Origin of the sequence: Priestia sp. AB, from assembly GCF_028369225.1 — a bacterium.
Taxonomy (GTDB): Bacteria; Bacillota; Bacilli; order Bacillales; family Bacillaceae_H; genus Priestia; species Priestia megaterium.
Genome location: NZ_JAQMYN010000011.1, coordinates 63,439 through 82,071, shown reverse-complemented (window position 1 = coordinate 82,071; position 18,633 = coordinate 63,439). Strand labels below are relative to the sequence as shown.

At 38.5% G+C, this 18,633-nt stretch carries 19 protein-coding genes and 1 riboswitch; of the genes, 13 read left to right on the top strand and 6 right to left on the bottom strand.

Annotation, left to right across the window (positions count from 1 at the left end; genetic code table 11):
* The first annotated feature begins 53 nt into the window (after window positions 1-53).
* The 6 genes from POF52_RS24595 (at window position 54) to POF52_RS24570 (ending at window position 8,609) form a co-directional block, all read left to right on the top strand.
* The gene (locus POF52_RS24595; protein ID WP_013055260.1) at window positions 54-1,592 is read left to right on the top strand and encodes a carbon-nitrogen hydrolase family protein; all 1,539 of its coding nucleotides are present in this window, start codon (window positions 54-56) and stop codon (window positions 1,590-1,592) included.
* Window positions 1,593-1,704: 112 nt separating this feature from the next.
* Complete coding sequence (locus tag POF52_RS24590) at window positions 1,705-2,259, top strand: glycerol-3-phosphate responsive antiterminator (protein ID WP_025752996.1); 555 nt, start codon at window positions 1,705-1,707, stop codon at window positions 2,257-2,259.
* A gap of 178 nt (window positions 2,260-2,437) precedes the next feature.
* A complete protein-coding gene (locus tag POF52_RS24585; protein WP_271995735.1) occupies window positions 2,438-3,265 on the top strand; it encodes an MIP/aquaporin family protein in 828 nt (275 codons plus the stop codon).
* Between the two features lie 67 nt (window positions 3,266-3,332).
* Window positions 3,333-4,823, top strand: a complete 1,491-nt coding sequence (gene glpK, locus POF52_RS24580) for a glycerol kinase GlpK (protein WP_074682923.1) — start codon at window positions 3,333-3,335, stop codon at window positions 4,821-4,823.
* Window positions 4,824-5,010: 187 nt separating this feature from the next.
* Window positions 5,011-6,690, top strand: a complete 1,680-nt coding sequence (locus tag POF52_RS24575; protein WP_271995729.1) for a glycerol-3-phosphate dehydrogenase/oxidase — start codon at window positions 5,011-5,013, stop codon at window positions 6,688-6,690.
* 164 nt (window positions 6,691-6,854) lie between these two features.
* A complete protein-coding gene (locus POF52_RS24570) occupies window positions 6,855-8,609 on the top strand; it encodes a phospho-sugar mutase (RefSeq protein WP_271995726.1) in 1,755 nt (584 codons plus the stop codon).
* Window positions 8,610-8,643: 34 nt separating this feature from the next.
* Here POF52_RS24570 and POF52_RS24565 read toward each other — a convergent pair whose 3' ends face one another.
* Together POF52_RS24565 and POF52_RS24560 are read right to left on the bottom strand one after the other, a co-directional pair.
* The gene (locus POF52_RS24565; protein ID WP_013055266.1) at window positions 8,644-9,252 is read right to left on the bottom strand and encodes a biotin transporter BioY; all 609 of its coding nucleotides are present in this window, start codon (window positions 9,250-9,252) and stop codon (window positions 8,644-8,646) included.
* A 210-nt stretch (window positions 9,253-9,462) separates the two neighbouring features.
* Window positions 9,463-9,714 (bottom strand): YhdB family protein, encoded by a 252-nt coding sequence (locus POF52_RS24560; protein WP_013055267.1) that lies wholly within the window; start codon window positions 9,712-9,714, stop codon window positions 9,463-9,465.
* Window positions 9,715-10,035: 321 nt separating this feature from the next.
* On the opposite strand from POF52_RS24560, the gene POF52_RS24555 reads away from it, so the two are divergent.
* The 3 genes from POF52_RS24555 (at window position 10,036) to POF52_RS24545 (ending at window position 12,395) form a co-directional block, all read left to right on the top strand.
* Window positions 10,036-11,445, top strand: coding sequence for a SpoVR family protein (locus tag POF52_RS24555; RefSeq protein ID WP_013081640.1), 1,410 nt, complete (start codon window positions 10,036-10,038; stop codon window positions 11,443-11,445).
* Between the two features lie 122 nt (window positions 11,446-11,567).
* Window positions 11,568-11,897 carry an antibiotic biosynthesis monooxygenase family protein gene (locus tag POF52_RS24550; RefSeq protein WP_176585695.1) on the top strand — a complete coding sequence of 110 codons (330 nt, stop codon included), beginning with the start codon at window positions 11,568-11,570 and terminating at the stop codon, window positions 11,895-11,897.
* Between the two features lie 66 nt (window positions 11,898-11,963).
* Window positions 11,964-12,395 (top strand): Rrf2 family transcriptional regulator, encoded by a 432-nt coding sequence (locus tag POF52_RS24545; RefSeq protein ID WP_013081642.1) that lies wholly within the window; start codon window positions 11,964-11,966, stop codon window positions 12,393-12,395.
* 52 nt (window positions 12,396-12,447) lie between these two features.
* Here the strand turns inward: POF52_RS24545 and POF52_RS24540 are convergent, their stop codons facing one another.
* The gene (locus tag POF52_RS24540) at window positions 12,448-13,443 is read right to left on the bottom strand and encodes an NADPH:quinone oxidoreductase family protein (RefSeq protein WP_271995717.1); all 996 of its coding nucleotides are present in this window, start codon (window positions 13,441-13,443) and stop codon (window positions 12,448-12,450) included.
* A gap of 179 nt (window positions 13,444-13,622) precedes the next feature.
* On the opposite strand from POF52_RS24540, the gene POF52_RS24535 reads away from it, so the two are divergent.
* On the top strand, window positions 13,623-14,567 hold the full coding sequence (locus POF52_RS24535) for a nucleoside hydrolase (protein ID WP_271995715.1): 945 nt from the start codon (window positions 13,623-13,625) through the stop codon (window positions 14,565-14,567).
* A gap of 34 nt (window positions 14,568-14,601) precedes the next feature.
* On the opposite strand, the gene POF52_RS24530 is transcribed toward POF52_RS24535, so the two are convergent.
* From POF52_RS24530 to POF52_RS24520, 3 genes are read right to left on the bottom strand one after another with little or no spacing between them, the layout of a single operon-like run.
* The gene (locus POF52_RS24530) at window positions 14,602-15,336 is read right to left on the bottom strand and encodes an amino acid ABC transporter ATP-binding protein (RefSeq protein WP_013081645.1); all 735 of its coding nucleotides are present in this window, start codon (window positions 15,334-15,336) and stop codon (window positions 14,602-14,604) included.
* 30 nt (window positions 15,337-15,366) lie between these two features.
* Window positions 15,367-16,071 carry an amino acid ABC transporter permease gene (locus POF52_RS24525; protein ID WP_016762949.1) on the bottom strand — a complete coding sequence of 235 codons (705 nt, stop codon included), beginning with the start codon at window positions 16,069-16,071 and terminating at the stop codon, window positions 15,367-15,369.
* Window positions 16,055-16,876 (bottom strand): amino acid ABC transporter substrate-binding protein, encoded by an 822-nt coding sequence (locus tag POF52_RS24520; protein ID WP_013081647.1) that lies wholly within the window; start codon window positions 16,874-16,876, stop codon window positions 16,055-16,057. Before POF52_RS24520 ends, POF52_RS24525 begins: the two co-directional genes overlap by 17 nt.
* A 341-nt stretch (window positions 16,877-17,217) precedes the next feature.
* Between POF52_RS24520 and POF52_RS24515 the strand changes: the two genes are divergently transcribed.
* From POF52_RS24515 to POF52_RS24505, 3 genes are read left to right on the top strand one after another with little or no spacing between them, the layout of a single operon-like run.
* On the top strand, window positions 17,218-17,616 hold the full coding sequence (locus tag POF52_RS24515) for a fluoride efflux transporter FluC (protein ID WP_043981698.1): 399 nt from the start codon (window positions 17,218-17,220) through the stop codon (window positions 17,614-17,616).
* Window positions 17,617-18,006: a fluoride efflux transporter CrcB gene (crcB, locus tag POF52_RS24510; protein ID WP_271995709.1), complete on the top strand. Its 390-nt coding sequence runs from the start codon at window positions 17,617-17,619 to the stop codon at window positions 18,004-18,006. It begins immediately after the preceding gene.
* Between the two features lie 47 nt (window positions 18,007-18,053).
* Window positions 18,054-18,269, top strand: coding sequence for a hypothetical protein (locus POF52_RS24505; RefSeq protein ID WP_013055279.1), 216 nt, complete (start codon window positions 18,054-18,056; stop codon window positions 18,267-18,269).
* A 162-nt stretch (window positions 18,270-18,431) separates the two neighbouring features.
* A riboswitch (TPP riboswitch) is annotated at window positions 18,432-18,533 on the top strand.
* The last annotated feature ends 100 nt before the right edge of the window (window positions 18,534-18,633 follow it).

The window sequence follows — 18,633 nt, the reverse complement described above, 5'->3', positions numbered from 1 at the left end:
AAAACAGGGAAACTAATTGCCTAATGAAGAGAGAGAAAGGGTTGTTTTAACGTATGTCTACAATAGATTTATCAAAATTCGAGAAAAAAATGATTATTCGTAACATCAAACCGGACGATATAGATGAAATTTTAGCACTTCAAAAGCTATCATTCCCCGGAATGGATCCGTGGAAAAAAGAACAGCTTGAAAGTCATCTGGCCATTTTTCCAGAAGGACAAATATGTGCAGAGTACGACGGGGAAATTATCGGATCTTGTTCAAGCTTGATTGTGAACTTTGATGAGTACGATGATCAGCATACGTGGGACGATATTACAGACGAAGGATACATTACAAATCATAACCCGGAAGGCTACAATCTGTATGGAATTGAAGTAATGGTTCATCCAAAGTATCGCGGCATGAAAATAGGACGCCGCTTGTATGAAGCGCGTAAAGATTTAGCACGTGAATTGAACCTGAAAAGTATCATTATCGGAGGAAGAATTCCTAATTACCATAAGCATTCAGCTGAAATGTCGCCTAGAGAATATGTAGAGCAAGTTATTCATCATAAAATTTATGATCCAGTCCTATCTTTTCAGCTAATGAACGGATTTACGCTTATGCGTATAAACCCTGGTTATCTTCCTGATGATCTAGCTTCTAATAAGTATGCAACGCTGATGGAATGGAACAACGTAGATTACGTTCGCCGTTCAAAACGCCATTTTAAAACGTCATTCCCAGTGCGTATTTGTGTTGTTCAGTATATGATGAAACAGATCAATTCATTTGAAGAGTTTGCAACACAGGTAGAATATTATACAGATGTTGCTTATGATGCAAAAGCCGACTTCTGCGTATTCCCGGAAATTTTCACAACTCAGCTAATGTCTTTCTTGAATGAAAAGATTCCAAGCAAAGCGGTTCAGCGCGTAGCAGAATATACGGAAGAGTACATTGAGCTATTCACTAACTTAGCGGTTAAATATAACGTAAATATTATTGGAGGATCCCACTTCGTTGAAGAAGATAATGGAGATATTTTTAATATTGCCTATCTATTCCGCCGAGATGGAACAATTGAAAAGCAGTATAAAGTGCATATTACACCTAATGAAAGAAAATGGTGGGGAATTAGCCCAGGAGACAAAGTTGAAGTATTTGATACAGATTGCGGTAAAATTGCGATCCAAATTTGCTATGACATCGAATTTCCGGAGCTTGCCCGTATTGCTACCGATAAAGGTGCAAATATTATTTTTACACCATTCTGTACGGAAGACCGTCAAGGCTATCTGCGCGTAAGATACTGCTCTCAGGCGCGCGCAATCGAAAACCAAATTTATACGGTTATCGCAGGTACAGTTGGAAACCTGCCTGAAACAGAAAACATGGACATTCAGTACGCTCAGTCTGCTATTTTTGCACCTTCTGACTTTGAATTTGCACGAGACGGCATTGTAGGAGAATGTAATCCTAATATTGAAATGGTAGTTATTGGAGACGTAGATTTAGAAATTCTTCGCCGCCAGCGTCAATCAGGAACGGTTCGTCAATTAAAAGACCGACGCCACGATGTTTACAATATTAAATATAAAAAATAAAGCAGTTTCTAAAAACATCATGCAAATGCATGGTGTTTTTTATTTCAACTTTTGCCATAATAAAACTATTACAATGAATTTTGTGGACTAACCATGGAAAAGAGGGGGAAAAATGAGTTTTCATGGACAATCGGTATTACCCGCTGTTCGAGATATGAAGCAATTGGAAAAATTTTTAGCAAGTAATTATGAGTACGGAGTTCTTTTAGACAATCAAGTGGGCATGCTAAAAGGAATTATGAAAGAGGTCCATAAGCATGAAAAGAAGCTAATTATTCATTTAGATTTAATTCATGGGTTAAAGCACGATGAGTATGCGGTTGATTTTTTGTGTCAGGAGTTTAAGCCTGCGGGGATTATTTCGACAAGAACAAACGTCATTTTAAAAGCTAAACAAAGAGGGATCTATGCCATTCAACGGGTCTTTTTATTAGATAGCACGGCTTTGAAGAAAAGCTACGAGTTAATGAAGAAAGTAAAACCCGATTATATTGAGCTTCTTCCTGGAATAGTGCCCACTTTAATCCAAGAAGTCAAAGCTGAAACAGGCATTCCAGTATTAGCTGGAGGTTTAATACGAACCGAAAAAGAAGTTCGAAATGCTTTAGGAGCCGGGGCTTCTGCTGTTACAACATCAAATAGAGAACTGTGGAGTATTTCAACTTAAAAAAACTGTTTGACAACGCTTTCATCATCTAGTAAACTTCTAGATAAGTTAATAGATGTGAGGGAGAATAGGAGATCCACGGTATAGCCTTTTAATGATTTTATTAGGGGGATGTATTGTGGATTTTCTTATTTTCTTGTTATTTTAATCGTTTTCATACAAAGGGGAGGTTATTTATATGCAAGCATTCTTAGGAGAAATAATTGGAACAATGATTTTAATTATCCTTGGCGCTGGTGTATGTGCGGGCGTCAATTTAAAAAAATCGTTTGCTGCTAATTCAGGATGGATCGTTATCACAATGGGATGGGGAATGGCAGTAGCAATGGCAGCATATGCGGTTGGTAATATGAGTGGGGCACACTTAAATCCAGCGTTAACCGTAGCGCTTGCTATTACAGGGGATTTTCCGTGGTCACAAGTACCAATGTACATTTTAGCTCAGTTTATTGGAGCCATTCTTGGTGCAACAGTTGTATATTTACACTATCTTCCACACTGGAAAGAAACAAAAGATGCGGGTACAAAATTAGGTGTATTCGCAACGGGGCCAGCAATTGCTAACCCATTTGCAAACGTTTTAAGTGAGGCAATTGGAACGTTTGTATTAGTAGTAGGAATCCTAGCAATTGGAGCAAATAAATTTACAGATGGATTAAATCCTTTAGTAGTAGGATTTTTAATTGTAAGTATTGGTTTATCATTAGGAGGAACAACAGGCTATGCCATCAACCCGGCTCGTGATTTAGGACCTCGTATTGCTCATGCTATCTTGCCGATACCTGGCAAAGGCAGCTCGAACTGGAAATATGCTTGGGTGCCAGTAGTGGGTCCTTTAGTAGGCGGATCAATCGGGGCAGTATTTTACCAAGCGGCATTTTTAAATAAAATGTCAAGCAGCTTATGGGTTGTTTTAAGTCTAGCCCTGATGGTTTTAGCAGTTATCTACGCTGTTTCTAAACAAAAGGCAGCACAGATTCAATCAGCAGTAGTACCGAAAAAATGAATGCGCTTTACCATCTAACTATGTACAATAAAGAAACGACACTATACAGAGAATAGGGGATATTGATATGGAAAAGTTTATTTTATCTTTAGACCAAGGAACAACAAGCTCACGAGCAATGTTATTTAATAAAAAAGGTGAAGTTGTACATGTAGCTCAAAAAGAGTTTACGCAGTACTTCCCAAAACCAGGTTGGGTAGAGCATAATGCTAGTGAAATTTGGGGTTCTATCCTAGCAGTTATCGCATCTTGTCTATCTGAGTCAGGTGTTCATGCTGATCAAATCGAAGGGATTGGAATTACCAATCAGCGTGAAACAGCAGTAGTATGGGAAAAAGCAACAGGAAAGCCGGTGTACAACGCAATTGTATGGCAGTCTCGACAAACGTCTGGTATTTGTGAAGAATTAAAAGCAAAAGGATTAAATGATACGTTCCGCGACAAAACGGGATTATTAATTGATGCATACTTCTCTGGAACAAAAGTGAAGTGGATTTTAGATAACGTAGAAGGTGCACGTGAAAAAGCAGAAAACGGTGAATTGTTATTCGGAACAATTGATACATGGTTAATTTGGAAGCTGTCAGGCGGAAAGGCGCATGTAACGGATTACTCAAACGCATCCCGCACGCTTATGTTCAATATCTACGATTTAAAATGGGATGATGAACTGCTAGATATTTTAGGAGTACCGAAATCCATGCTTCCAGAAGTAAAGCCTTCTTCTGAAGTATACGCTCATACAGTAGATTATCACTTCTTCGGTCAGAGTATTCCAATTGCGGGAGCAGCAGGAGATCAGCAAGCCGCTTTATTTGGACAGGCGTGCTATGAAAAAGGAATGGCGAAGAACACGTATGGAACAGGTTGCTTCATGCTCATGAATACGGGTGAAAAAGCAGTTAAGTCCGATCACGGTTTGTTAACTACATTAGCATGGGGGATTAACGGCAAAGTAGAATATGCGCTTGAAGGCAGTATTTTTGTAGCAGGATCTGCTATTCAGTGGCTTCGCGACGGTTTAAGAATGTTTAAAAATGCGGCTGAAACTGAAAACTATGCAACGCGAGTAGAGTCTACAGACGGCGTATATATTGTGCCAGCTTTTGTAGGACTTGGAACACCTTATTGGGATAGCGATGTACGAGGGGCGATGTTTGGATTGACTCGCGGTACAAAAAAAGAACACTTTATCCGTGCAACGCTTGAATCACTAGCTTATCAAACAAGAGATGTATTAAGCGCAATGGAAGCGGACTCTGGAATTACATTAAAAACATTGCGTGTAGACGGAGGAGCAGTTAAGAATAATTTCTTAATGCAGTTCCAAAGTGATGTGTTAGACGTTCCGGTTGAGCGTCCTCAAGTGAATGAAACAACAGCTCTTGGGGCAGCATATTTAGCGGGTCTGGCGGTTGGCTACTGGAAAGATTGCGATGAAATTGCGAAGCAGTGGAATATGGAAAAATCTTTCGAACCAAATATGGAAGAAGAAAAGCGTGAAGAATTATATAGCGGCTGGAAAAAAGCTGTACATGCAACAATGGCTTTTAAGTAATTATTTGATGAAAACCCTTTAATTAAAAGCGTATGTATGATATAATTTAATCAAGTTAATAAATTGGTTGGAGAATCGGAGAGACCACAGATCCATATGTAGACATACTATATATGTGATTTGTGGTCTCTCTTTTTTGTATATTGGAAAATTTTGATATCTTTAAAAATTGAAAGGGGAATGACGTATGTTTTCAAGTCAAACACGTTCGAATAAATTAATAGACATGACACAAAATCAATATGATTTACTAGTAATTGGTGGGGGAATTACTGGGTCAGGTATTGCACTTGATGCGACTCATCGAGGCATGAAAACGGCATTAGTTGAAATGCAGGATTTCGCAGCAGGAACATCTAGTCGTTCAACGAAGCTTGTTCACGGCGGTCTACGATATTTAAAACAGTTTGAAGTTAAAATGGTAGCCGAAGTTGGTAAAGAACGTGCCATCGTATATGAAAATGGCCCTCATGTAACGACTCCCGAGTGGATGCTGTTACCTTTCCATACAGGTGGAACATTCGGTAAATTCTCAACTTCAATTGGACTGCGCGTTTATGATTTCTTAGCTGGTGTAAAACGCTCAGAACGCCGCAAAATGTTTAGCGCAGAAGAAACGCTTAGCCGCGAGCCATTAGTGAAATCTAAAGATTTAAAAGGCGGCGGTTACTACGTTGAATATAAAACAGATGATGCACGTTTAACGATTGAAGTAGCTAAAGAAGCTGCCGCAAGAGGAGCAGACTTAGTCAATTACACAAAAGTGGAAAACTTCATCTACGATAAAGGAAAAGTAGTAGGGGCTGTTGTTCGTGATCAGCTTACGAATAAAGAATATAATATCTATGCAAAAAAAATCGTCAACGCTGCAGGTCCATGGGTGGACACGCTGCGTGAAAAAGATAATTCAAAAAAAGGCAAGCAGCTTCAATTAACAAAAGGAATTCACTTAGTTATTGATCAAGAGCGCTTTCCGTTAAAACAAGCTATTTACTTTGATACACCTGATGGACGTATGGTATTTGCGATTCCGCGTGATGGAAAAACATACGTAGGCACAACAGACACGGTCTATAAAGAAGACGCTAGACATCCGCGTATGACTGTAAAAGACCGTCAATATGTTATTGATGCGGTTAACTATATGTTCCCAACGGTTGATATTACAGTAGACGACGTAGAATCAAGCTGGGCGGGTGTTCGTCCACTTATTCACGAACAAGGAAAAGATCCTTCTGAAATTTCGCGTAAAGATGAAATCTGGACATCAGAATCAGGTTTAATTACAATCGCTGGAGGGAAATTAACTGGGTACCGTAAAATGGCTGAAATTGTTGTAAATCGCGTAGCCGAAGATTTTAAAGCAGAAGGACGCGAATTTGAAAGCTGTCAAACTAAACATTTACCGATTTCTGGAGGTAATGTAGGAGGTTCAGGCGGGTTCCCGACGTTTGTAGAGCAAAAAGTTAAAGAAGGCATCAAACTCGGGTTATCACGTGACGCTGCTGAAAAGCTTGTGAAACGCTATGGCTCAAACGTAGATAAAGTATACCGCTACATGATTGAACGTCCGGATCAGCTAAAAAACAGCGACCTTCCAGCTAGTGTATTTTTGCAAATTCAATATGGCATAGAAGAAGAAATGGTTTCAAAACCAGTGGACTTCTTCATTCGACGTACGGGCGCTTTATTCTTTGATATCAACTGGGTAAGAAGCTGGAAAAAACAAGTGATTGCTCATATGGCCGAAGATTTAAAGTGGACGCCTGAGCAAACAAAAGCTTATACGGATGAATTAGAACAGCACCTTCATGATGCAGTTGTACCAGTAGATGAAAAAGTTAACCGTATGACAGGTATTTCATGATAAAATAAAAAAGCACCTCAAAATTTGTCAATGCAGCCATAATATAATAGCAGGAAGTCAAATTTTGACGAAGAAATATAATATGACTGTTAAAAAAGAGAAAGACGATTACTCGTTTTTCTCTTTTCATACATATTTACATTTATATAAGGAGGCTTTTTTTTATGAGTTGGGAAGAAACGTATACATCTTGGATTAATTATCCAAATTTAGATCCTGAATTACGTCAAAATTTGGATGCAATCAAAGGTGATGAAAAACAATTAGAAGATAGTTTTTACAAAACGTTGGAATTCGGAACAGGCGGAATGCGCGGGGAAATTGGAGCGGGTACAAACCGTATGAATACGTATACAATCCGAAAAGCTTCCGAAGGCTTTGCTGAGTACATTAAACAAGCTGGCGAAGAAGCGATCAAGCAAGGCGTAGTCATTGCGTATGATTCTCGCCACAAATCGCCTGAATTTGCGATGGAAGCAGCAAAAACATTAGCAAGTCACGGAATTAAAACGTATGTATTTGAAGAGCTAAGACCAACACCTGAACTTTCATTTGCAGTACGTGAGTTAAACGCATTTGGAGGTATTGTTATTACAGCGAGCCACAATCCTCCTGAATATAACGGATACAAAGTATATGGTCCAGACGGTGGTCAGCTGCCGCCAAAAGAAGCTGATGAACTAGTTGGCTTTGTAAATGCTGTGGAAAATGAACTTACATTAGCTGTTCAATCTGAAGCGGAGTTAAAAGAAAAAGGTCTTATTGAAATGATTGGTTCAGCGATTGACGAAGCATACAATGAGAAACTAAAAACGATTTTAATTAATCCAGAGCTAGCTTCTGAAACAGGTAAAGACTTAAAGGTAGTTTTTACACCTCTACATGGTACAGCTAATAAGCCAGTGCGCAACGCGCTTCAATCCATCGGTTACGAAAATGTCACGGTTATTGAAGAACAAGAACTTCCTGATCCGAATTTCTCGACGGTTAAATCTCCGAATCCTGAAGAGCCGGCTGCATTTGAATATGCTGTTCGTAAAGGAAAAGAAATTGATGCAGATATCTTAATCGCAACGGATCCAGATGCAGATCGTTTAGGAATTGCTGTCAAAGACCCAAGCGGCGAATATGCGTTATTAACAGGAAACCAAACGGGTGCTTTATTGCTTCACTATTTGCTTTCTCAAAAGAAAGAAAAAGGCGTACTGCCTGCTAATGGCGTTGTGTTAAAAACGATTGTAACGTCAGAAATCGGCGCACAAATTGCTCGTTCATTTGGACTGCAAGTTGTTGACACTCTAACAGGTTTTAAATTTATCGGTGAAAAAATTAAGCAATATGAGCAAACGGGCGAGTATACATTCCAATTTGGTTATGAAGAAAGCTACGGCTATTTAATTGGTGACTTTGCTCGTGACAAAGACGCTGTACAAGCAGCTATTCTAGCAGTAGAAGCTTGTGCTTATTATAAAAAGCAGGGCATGACGATGTATGAAGCGCTTCAGCAAGTGTTTACTAAATATGGTTTCTATCGTGAAGGTCTGAAATCTTTAACGCTTAAAGGAAAAGAAGGGTCTGAGCAAATTCAGCATATTTTAGCTACATTTAGAAATGAGCCTCCTACTGACATTGCAGGATTAAATGTTTCGGTTGTAGAGGATTATACATTAAGTGAGCGCCAGCATATTAAAGCAGGAAAAGTAGAAGAGATTACATTACCAAAATCAAATGTATTAAAATATATCTTAGAAGACGGTTCTTGGTTCTGCCTTCGTCCGTCTGGTACAGAGCCAAAGGTGAAGTTCTATTTTGGCGTCGTGTCAGAAGATGAAGCGACGAGCATTGCCCATTTAGAAGCTGTACAAACAGCTGTAATGGGTGAAGTAGAACGTGTATTAGACAAAGTGAAAACGGTATAAAAGTAAAGCCTGCTCAAACTTGAGCAGGCTTCTTTTATGATACTTTATTTGATTGCGTATTTGACAAATACGAAGAAGATCGTAGGGCTTTATAAATTCTCGGAGCAAGCATAGCGCCAAGAACAGTAAAAATAAGATCCTTTACCGCAAACCACGACATAATCTTCCAAGCGGCTGCATATGTCATTGCAGGAGCTTCAAGCCAATAATTAACCGCTACATACATATACGTAGTACCAATTAAATAAATAACGGCAATACCAACTAAAGATGAAATTAAAAAGATAGAAAAAGTTGGCTTGCCGCGCATTTCCATAATTTTTCCTGTGATAAATGCAGCGACAATATAAGAAAGCAAAAAGCCGCCGGTGCTTCCAAATAAAATACCAATTCCTGCTTTAAATTGAGCAAATACCGGAGCGCCGGCAATGCCAATTAGTACATATACAATCATCGAAATAGAACCCATTCGGCTCCCCAGTAAAAGTCCTGCTAATATAACAAAAAAAGGCTGAAGTGAAAGAGGCACGCCGCCTACTTGTAAAAAAGGTGCCCAAGAAGTAATGTTTGCACCAATAGCCATAAGAGCTGCAAACATACCGGCTAATGTTAAATCTAATGTGCGAAACCTTTTAGTACTCATATATGTTCCTCCCAGTATGTACTGAAATATCTTAGCGTATGTACTGAAGATTGTACGTCGAATCCGCTTTTATGTCAACGATAAAAATAAATATGTTTACATATATTTTTCGACGTTTTTTGAAATAAAGTATGCATATTTTTAGTGCAAGATAAAAAAATAAAGAAGGGAATTCATCCCTTCTTTGTCCAAGTGTGTGTATCAAAAATACTAGTACAATGATTCTTCCAGAAGCTCCGGGTTGTGCTCCGAATATTCCGTTGCATGATCAATGTAGCGTAGTAAAGAATAGAGCTCTTCTTGAATGATGCGGTAGTTTCGTTCAAAATTGTAGGCGTGCAAAAAATGTTCAATCTTTTTTGAAAGAAAATCGTCGTCTGTTCGAACCATTAAAATTAATAAGTTATCCCATTGTGAACGGTGTGTGTAATATAAAGCTCGATCATAATCAATTACATCCATTAATAACGTTCCTCCTTTTGAGGAGTTGAAATTAGTGTATGATATTTGCGGGAATTCTTACGCTGTAAATGTTGGGCAAAAGACCAGTGCATAATTAAAAGAGGTTGTAGTCATTATGCAAGAAGAATAAACGTACAGGACCGGATAAATGATAAGAAAGGCAAATAATGAAGCAGTATAACAGTTATATTACATCCATTATTTAAGACAACTAAATAAAAATCCCCTTTTCTTGAAAAAATAAAGCTTCTTTTTGATGAAAACACATGAATTGACATGTTTGTACATAGATTGAAGTAAGGAGTGAAAGGGGGAGCTGTCGTGAAAGAAGCAGATTATAAGCAATTATACCGTGCGATTGATGAAATTACGGAAATAGCTAGCGGTTTCGGCTTAGATTTTTATCCGATGCGCTATGAAATTTGCCCGGCAGATATTATTTATACGTTTGGTGCATATGGGATGCCAACTCGTTTTTCACATTGGAGCTTTGGAAAACAATTTTACAAAATGAAATTACACTACGATCTTGGATTGAGTAAAATTTATGAATTAGTTATCAATTCAGATCCTTGTTATGCATTTTTATTGGATTCCAATGCGCTTATTCAGAATAAATTAATTGTAGCTCACGTGTTAGCCCACTGTGACTTCTTTAAAAATAACAGCCGTTTTGCCAACACTAAACGGGATATGGTAGAAAGTATGGCAGCGACCGCTGATCGAATTAAAGAATACGAAGTAAAGCACGGTAAGCGTGAAGTAGAAAAATTTTTGGATGCTGTTCTATCGATTCAGGAACATATTGATCCGTCCCTTATGCGTGCCAAGCTTTCTTGGAGCATAGATGATGTAGAATCATCGGAAGAAGAAATCATTTCTCCTTACGATGATTTATGGAATTTGGATTATAAAGAAAAGAAAAAACCAAAACCTCCAAAGTCTTTTAAAAAATTTCCGCCTCAGCCTGAAAAAGACATCTTATTATTTATCGAAGAATACAGCCCTTATTTAGAGGATTGGCAGCGAGATATTTTAACGATGATGCGAGAAGAAATGCTTTATTTCTGGCCGCAGCTTGAAACAAAAATTATGAATGAAGGCTGGGCTTCTTTCTGGCATCAGCGCATTATTCGAGAAATGGACTTAACGAGTGATGAAGCGATAGAATTCGCCAAGCTAAATGCAGGGGTTGTGCAGCCGTCTAAGACGGGAATCAATCCATATTATTTAGGTTTAAAAATCTTTGAAGACATTGAAGAACGCTACAATAATCCAACAGAAGATATGATTCGCCGGGGCGTGGAGCCGGGATCAGGAAGAGAGAAGATGTTTGAGGTACGTGAGGTTGAATCAGATATTTCCTTTATTCGCAATTACTTAACAAAAGATTTAGTCATGCGGGAGGATATGTACTTATTCCAAAAACAAGGAAAAGACTATAAAATCGTCGACAAAGAGTGGACAGAAGTTAGAGATCAGCTTGTTAATATGCGCGTAAACGGCGGATTTCCTTATATCACAGTAACCAATGGAGACTATTTAAAAAATGGAGAGCTCTATTTAAAACACTGGTATGAAGGAATTGAATTAGATGTCAAATACTTAGAAAAAGTGGTACCGTACGTTCATCAGCTTTGGGGCCGCCCCGTTCATTTAGAAACGATAATGGAAGGCAAGCCAATCGCCTTTACGTATGATGGAAAAACAGTGCATAGAAAACATTTGTAAAAAGAAGACCGCTTAAACAGCGGTCTTTTTGGGCTTCTGTAACTTATCCATATAAATTGAAAAAATAAAATTACTATGCAATAATCGAATGAGAATTACTTTCATTTAGAAAGGAAGATAAGATGTTTGTTGTAAACGCAACTTTTGAAACAGAAAAGAAATTTGAAGAACAGCTCAAGCAAAAAGCTAAGAAAAACAAAATAGAAATTGAGGCAGCCAAAGGAAATTTATCGTTCGAATGCTGGAAAAAAGATTCCGCAGATAAAGTTGAATATGTCTTTGTATCCAAGTGGGAAGACAAGCATTTCTTTCAAGCGTGGATCTCAAGAGAAGAACATGTGAACGAACATAAAGAAGCGAATAAAAAGAAAACGAAAGCATGTGCTGAAGCTATGGAAATCAAGAAAACGCTGCGCTTTTATGAGGCGGTAGAAGAGGACATTCTTTCCTAAAAAAGCATGCTTGACTTTCATAAATGTTGTAACTATAATGATTACAACAAAATAGGAGTGAGAGCAATGAAAATTAGCAGTCGATTCACCGTGGCCGTTCACATACTATCTTTAATTAAAGTAGATAGCAGTCATCCTAGTACTTCAGAGTGGATTGCTAGCAGTGTAAATACAAATCCTGTTGTTATAAGACGAGTAATTGGGATGTTAAAGAAAGCTGGACTCGTGGGTGTAAAAGCCGGAGCTGGCGGAGCTTATCTATTGAAAGATCTAGAGGAGATAACGTTGTTAGACGTTTATCGAGCGGTGGCGGCAGTGGAAGAAGGAGAATTGTTTCAAATGCATGAAAATCCGAATGTGGAGTGTCCTGTAGGAGCCAATATTCAAAGTGTCCTTGAATTGATTTTAAAACGTTCTCAAGATGCCATGGAACAAGTCTTAGCTGATGTGACCATGAAAGAATTAGTGACGGATTTAATAGCAAAAATAGATGCATAATAACATGCTTCTGTTCGTAAAAAAACGGAGAAACCTAGGTTTCTCCGTTTTTTTATAGCTTCACAATTGTTCGTCCCCGAGCTTGTCCTTTTAATAAAGTCGGAAGTACCTTAGGGAGCTGTTGTAGTGAAATTTCCTGCTGAATGAAAGGTTCGAAGCTTTCAGGCTTAAAGTCATTAGCGAGTCTATTCCAAATCTCTTTTCGAGTAGGCATTGGACAGTAAACAGAATCGATACCTAATAAATTAATCCCTCTTAAAATGAAGGGAAAGACGGTTGTTGGCAGTTTGCCTCCAGCTGTTAGCCCGCTGACAGCTACAGAGCCTCCGTACTGAATTTGACTGAGAACAGAAGCTAGAGGCTCTCCGCCCACAGGATCCACCGCAGCGGCCCATTTTTGCTTGCCTAATGCTTTTAATTTGCCGTTAAAAACGTCTTCACGCGCTACAATAGAGGAAGCGCCAAGCTTTTTCAAATAAGCTGCTTCCGAGCTTTTCCCCGTACTTGCTTCCACTGTGTAGCCTAATTTTGAAAGAATGGCAATCGCAAAGCTTCCTACACCTCCCGTAGCGCCTGTTACAAGCACGGAGCCATTAGCTGGACTAGTATGGTTTTCCTCTAAGCGATGCACAGATAAAGCAGCTGTAAAGCCAGCTGTTCCGATAATCATTGCTTCTTTTAACGTTAAATTTTCAGGAAGAGGAACAACCCATTCGCTGCGTACGCGCGCATACTCACTGTAGCCTCCAAAGTGCGATACGCCAATGTCATAGCTTGTTGCGATGACATGATCACCTTCTTTAAAATCAGGGCTGTCAGAAGATACAACGACGCCTGCTAGGTCGATTCCTGGGACAAATGGGTAGCTTGTCACAATATTGCCGTTTGCGATGCTGGCTAAGCTATCTTTATAATTCACTCCTGAATAATGAACGCGAATAAGTACATCGCCTTCTGGCAAATCGTTTAGTGTCAGTTCTTGGACAGAGGCCTCCACTTGTTCTTCACCTGTTTTATCTACCACTAATGCTGAAAATGATTGCTCCATTTTATTTCTCCTTTCTATACTGAGATGTATATATCTATACATAGATTACCTTATTTCTATACCCATTATAGAAAATAGTAAAAGAAGTTCCTAATACTTTGATTACGAAAGAGGTCATTTCATTATAAAATAGCGGTATAGCTATTAGGTAGCAATACATAGAAAAGGGGAGAAGGGAAATGAGCACAAACATATATTTTAACCATGATGCAGGCATCGATGATTTAGTATCGCTTTTTTTACTGCTGCAAATGGATGATGTAAAAATAACGGGAGTATCTGTCATTCCCGCTGACGGATATCTAGAGCCAGGTATCAGCGCAAGCCAAAAAATTATTGATCGTTTTGGAAGTTATGATATCGAGGTCGCTAAATCTACTTCACGCGGTATGAACCCATTTCCAAAAGAATGGCGCATGCATACGTTCTATGTAGATGCACTGCCGATTTTAAATGAAAAAGGGGAAGTACAAACAAAAATAAGTCAGCTGCCTGCTCATGATCATTTAATTGAAACATTGCAGCACACAGCCGGAAAAACGACTTTATTATTTACAGGACCGTTAACAGATTTAGCAAGAGCGCTTGAAAAAGCGCCGGAAATAGAAGAGAAAATTGACAAGTTAGTGTGGATGGGAGGTACATTTCAAGAAGTAGGAAATGTGCAGGAGCCTGAACATGATGGAACGGCAGAATGGAATGCTTTTTGGGATCCAGAAGCAGTAGCAAAAGTATGGGAAAGCAGCATTAAAATTGAGATGGTTGCTTTAGAAAGCACAAATCAAGTTCCATTAACGCCGGCTATTCGTCAAATGTGGGCTTCACTTCGAAGATATGAAGGAGTAGACTTTGTAGGGCAGTGCTACGCGGCTTGTCCGCCGCTTGTGCACGTTGAAACCAATTCAACATATTATTTGTGGGATGTGCTCACAACAGCATTTACAGGGAATTCAACGCTTGTGAAGGTGAAAACCGTTTCGAGTATTGTGCATACAGAAACACCAAGCCAAGGAAGAACAGAAATTTCTGAAGAAGGGCGACCTGTAGATGTCGTATATGATGTCACAGCTGAATCATTCTTTACGTACATTACAGATTTAATGAAAAAAGCAGTAGCCAAATAAAGAAAAAGGTTGCACGTGAAAATGTGCAACCTTTTTAATGAATCATATTTAAAAATTGACGTGTACGCTCTTGTTGAGGATTTGAAAATATTTGATCCGGTGTACCTCTTTCCATAATGACGCCTTGGTCCATAAAGATAACTTCATCTGCTACTTCACGGGCAAAGCGCATTTCATGAGTTACCACCACCATCGTCATTCCTTCTTTTGCCAAGTCTTTCATCGCTTGAAGAACGTCTCCTACAAGCTCAGGATCAAGAGCTGAAGTAGGCTCATCAAACAGCATAACTTTTGGGTCCATCGCCATTGCTCTGGCGATGCCAACACGCTGTTGTTGTCCGCCAGACAGCTGGAAAGGATAAAAGTCGAGCTTATCTCCTAAGCCAACTCGTGTTAATAATTCTTTCCCTCTTTTTTCTGCTTCTTGAGTGGAAACACCTTTTACAATTACAGGCCCTTCCATAACATTTTCAAGCGCACTTTTATGAGGAAACAAGTTATAGTTTTGAAAGACCATACCTGTTAGACTTCGAAATGAAGTAATGTCTTTTTTACGAACAGGCTTGGTGAAATTCATGCTTTTTTTATCAAGTTCAATCGTGCCGTCTGTTGGGATTTCTAAAAGGTTTAAGCAACGTAAAAAAGTAGTTTTACCCGATCCAGAAGGACCGATTAATACAATTACCTTGCCCTGTTCAACTTCTAAATCAATCCCTTTTAATACTTGCAAATCACCGAATGATTTATGCAAATTTTTGATATTAATCATATAAAAAACTCCTTTAGCTACTCGAAACGGTTATTTAGATACGTAACGATCTAGTCTTATTTCAATGCGTCCTTGAATAATGGATAAGATTGTACACATAATCCAGTACAAGAGCGCTGCTTCACTATAAAGAAGTAAAAATTCATAGTTAGTCGAAGCAATTTCTTGAGCTTTACGGAACATCTCAGAAACAAGAATAAGCGATGCAAGTGACGTATCTTTAATAAGGCTAATAAAAGAGTTAGATAATGGCGGAATCGATACACGTGCTGCTTGCGGTAAAATAATCCGTCTTAACGCTTGGGAATAGGTCATACCAAGTGAGTAACCAGCTTCCCACTGTCCTTTAGGAATAGATTGAATCGCTGCTCGGATAATTTCAGATGCATACGCACCTACACTTAATGAAAATCCAATAACAGCAGAGATAAATGGGTCAATTGTTATATCTAAATTGGGTAAGCCGTAGAAAATAATAAATAATTGCACAAGCAGCGGTGTACCTCGAATAATCGATACATAGATGCGCGCAATTATATTTAAAACTTTTATAGATGATAAACGAGCCAAGGCTGTTAAGACAGCTAAAATGATACCGAGTACAAACGTGATTAATGTTAGTGGAATAGAATATTGAATAGCTCCCTTTAGCATTGGCAAGAGAGATGATTGAGCGATTGAAATCAATTGATTCAATCGCTCTCCATCAGGAAAAATATTATTTAGGAGAAACATCTTCGCCAAACCATTTCTTAGAAATCTTTGCGTATGTTCCGTCTTTTTTCATATCTTTCAATGCTTTGTTTACTTCATCCACTAACTTACCGCTGTCTTTTCTAAACATAAAGCCGCTTGCAGCACCATCGGATTTTTCATCCGCGATTTTGATAGGTGCGTTAGGGTGCTTTTTCTTATAGTCAAGGAACGATAATTTATCGTTGATTGTAGCATCAACACGGTTTGCGCTCATTAGTTCTACTGCTTGAGCAAAACCTTCAGCACTCGTAATGTTTGCACCATAAGATTGAGCCATGTCTTTGTAGTTACTTGTTAATGACTGCGCTGATTTTTTTCCTTTTAAATCTTTAAATGATTTGATATCTTTTTCGTCTTTACGAACAATTAATACAGCGCCTGACTGGATGTATGGATCAGAGAAATCGTATTTCTTTTGACGATCTTCACGAATACCCACTTCGTTAGCAATCATGTCAAAGCGTTTAGCATCTAATCCGGCAAACATGCCATCCCACTGTGTTTCTTTGAACTCAGCTTTTACGCCAAGACGTTTAGCTACTTCTTGAGCCAATTCTACATCAAACCCAGTTAGCTTTTGTTTGTCATCATGAAAAGTGAACGGAGGGTATGTACCTTCAGTTCCAATTGTTAATACGCCATCTTTTTTCACTTTATTATATAAATCCTCTTGTGAAGATTTATTGTCTCCATTGTTTGCTTCATTTTTTGAGCTAGAACCGCATGCGGCAAGCACAACTGTGAAAGCTAAGAGTAGCGACAAAAGTGCAGCAAATTTCTTCATTTTCTAAACCCCCTAGTATTCTGATAGGAAATGATACTCTGTGATACTAAACAAGAACACAGCAAAAGTCAACAAAAAAAACTTATACGATTAATGTGACTTAAAATGAGGGAAATATACCTTCTATACACGGTTTGTCATAAGGATACAGAAAGATTTTAAAATTTGGATTAAGTGGATTTTTAAGGGAGATTCGAGGAGTAAAAAGGAAGTTTCATGCGACGATTTTCTCTTTCATTTTTTCATGACTTTTGGTGCAATAAACATATAGTTAAATGTTAAGGTAGAAATAAATTCCTTATGGTACACTTAAAGAAGAATTTATGAAACGGAGCGATATGATGAAAGCCATAAACTTAATCTCAATTGCCTTTGGTGCTATCGCTGGTACATATGCACGCTATTTGCTGAATCTTTCCTTACTATATACGGGCTATCCAATAGGAACGGTAATTGAAAACCTATTAGGAAGCTTCATACTAGGCCTATTAACAGGATTTTTTGTGTGGAAAAAGCCAAAAGAATGGATAAAGCTTGGACTAGGAGTTGGCGTATGCGGCGGTTTTACAACGTATTCAACGTTTGCAGGAGACGTCATTTCTCTCACTCAGCACCATTTATTTTGGGGAGCCATTTATGTAATGGTCTCTTTAGTAGGTGGAATCCTTCTTGCTTTAGCAGGCTATCTATGCGGTGAAGCGGCAGGGAAAAATTTAGTGAAAGTACATGAGGTGAAGTAAATGAGCATAGTGAGCTTGGCACTTGGCGGGGCAGCTGGAGGAATATGCCGTTATCTTTTGGGGTTAAAAGTTACAAAAACAGTTTCAAACCCTCCTTTTCCAGTATCAATGCTGTTTGTAAACTTGCTCGGTGCGTTTGGGCTTGGTCTTTTTTACGGTAGTTATTATGGAAAGGTTCCGAGTCATGCTTATGATGATTCAATATTTTTAATGATTGGCATTGGGTTTTTTGGTGCCTTTACCACTTTTTCAACGTTCAGTGTGGAAAACGTACAGTTAATTCGAGAAAAATCTTATCGGAAAATGCTGGTGTACGTGGGGATTTCAGCATTTGGAACAGTTGGTTTATTTACAGTCGGTTTACTGGCAGGAACGTTTTTATTTAAGTAAAGAGAACGTTTCTAGTAGGGAAAAACAAAAAGACGGAGAAGTAGAGAATGGATAGAAAAGCAGAAGTTTGGAAGTACATTTTGTTGATTGTAGCTGTTGCAGGTCAGATCATTGGTTTTTTATTTTTATTTATAAATGTTGTGGCGGCATTTATTTTTTACGGTTTTTATATTCTAACTTTTATTATGTTACTCCTGCTGTTTATATGGGATCGGAAAAAGGAAAAAGACAAGGAAGAATTTGACGACTATACCGATTACTAATCATATAAAAAGCAGAATGATGCGGTGCGCCGGACCTCTTACTTAGTAAAGAAGCTTAAAAGATACATCTATAAAAGGAAGAGAGCCGTAAGAGCATAAAGAGATATTGTATTTACATCTAGTTGTGTTATAATTTTAAGTGCGAAAACAAAATCAATAAATAGCAATCACTAGGGGAGCTTTTTGAAGCTGAGACGAATGTATTTCGGACCCTTTGAACCTGATCTGGTTTGGACCAGCGTAGGGAAGTGGCGATCATGTTTACATAACGATGCATGCTAACCACTCTACGTTGTAGAGTGGTTTTTTGTATGTAATAAAGCCCTCTACACAAGATGAGGTGATTGAAATTTCTCTTTATTCT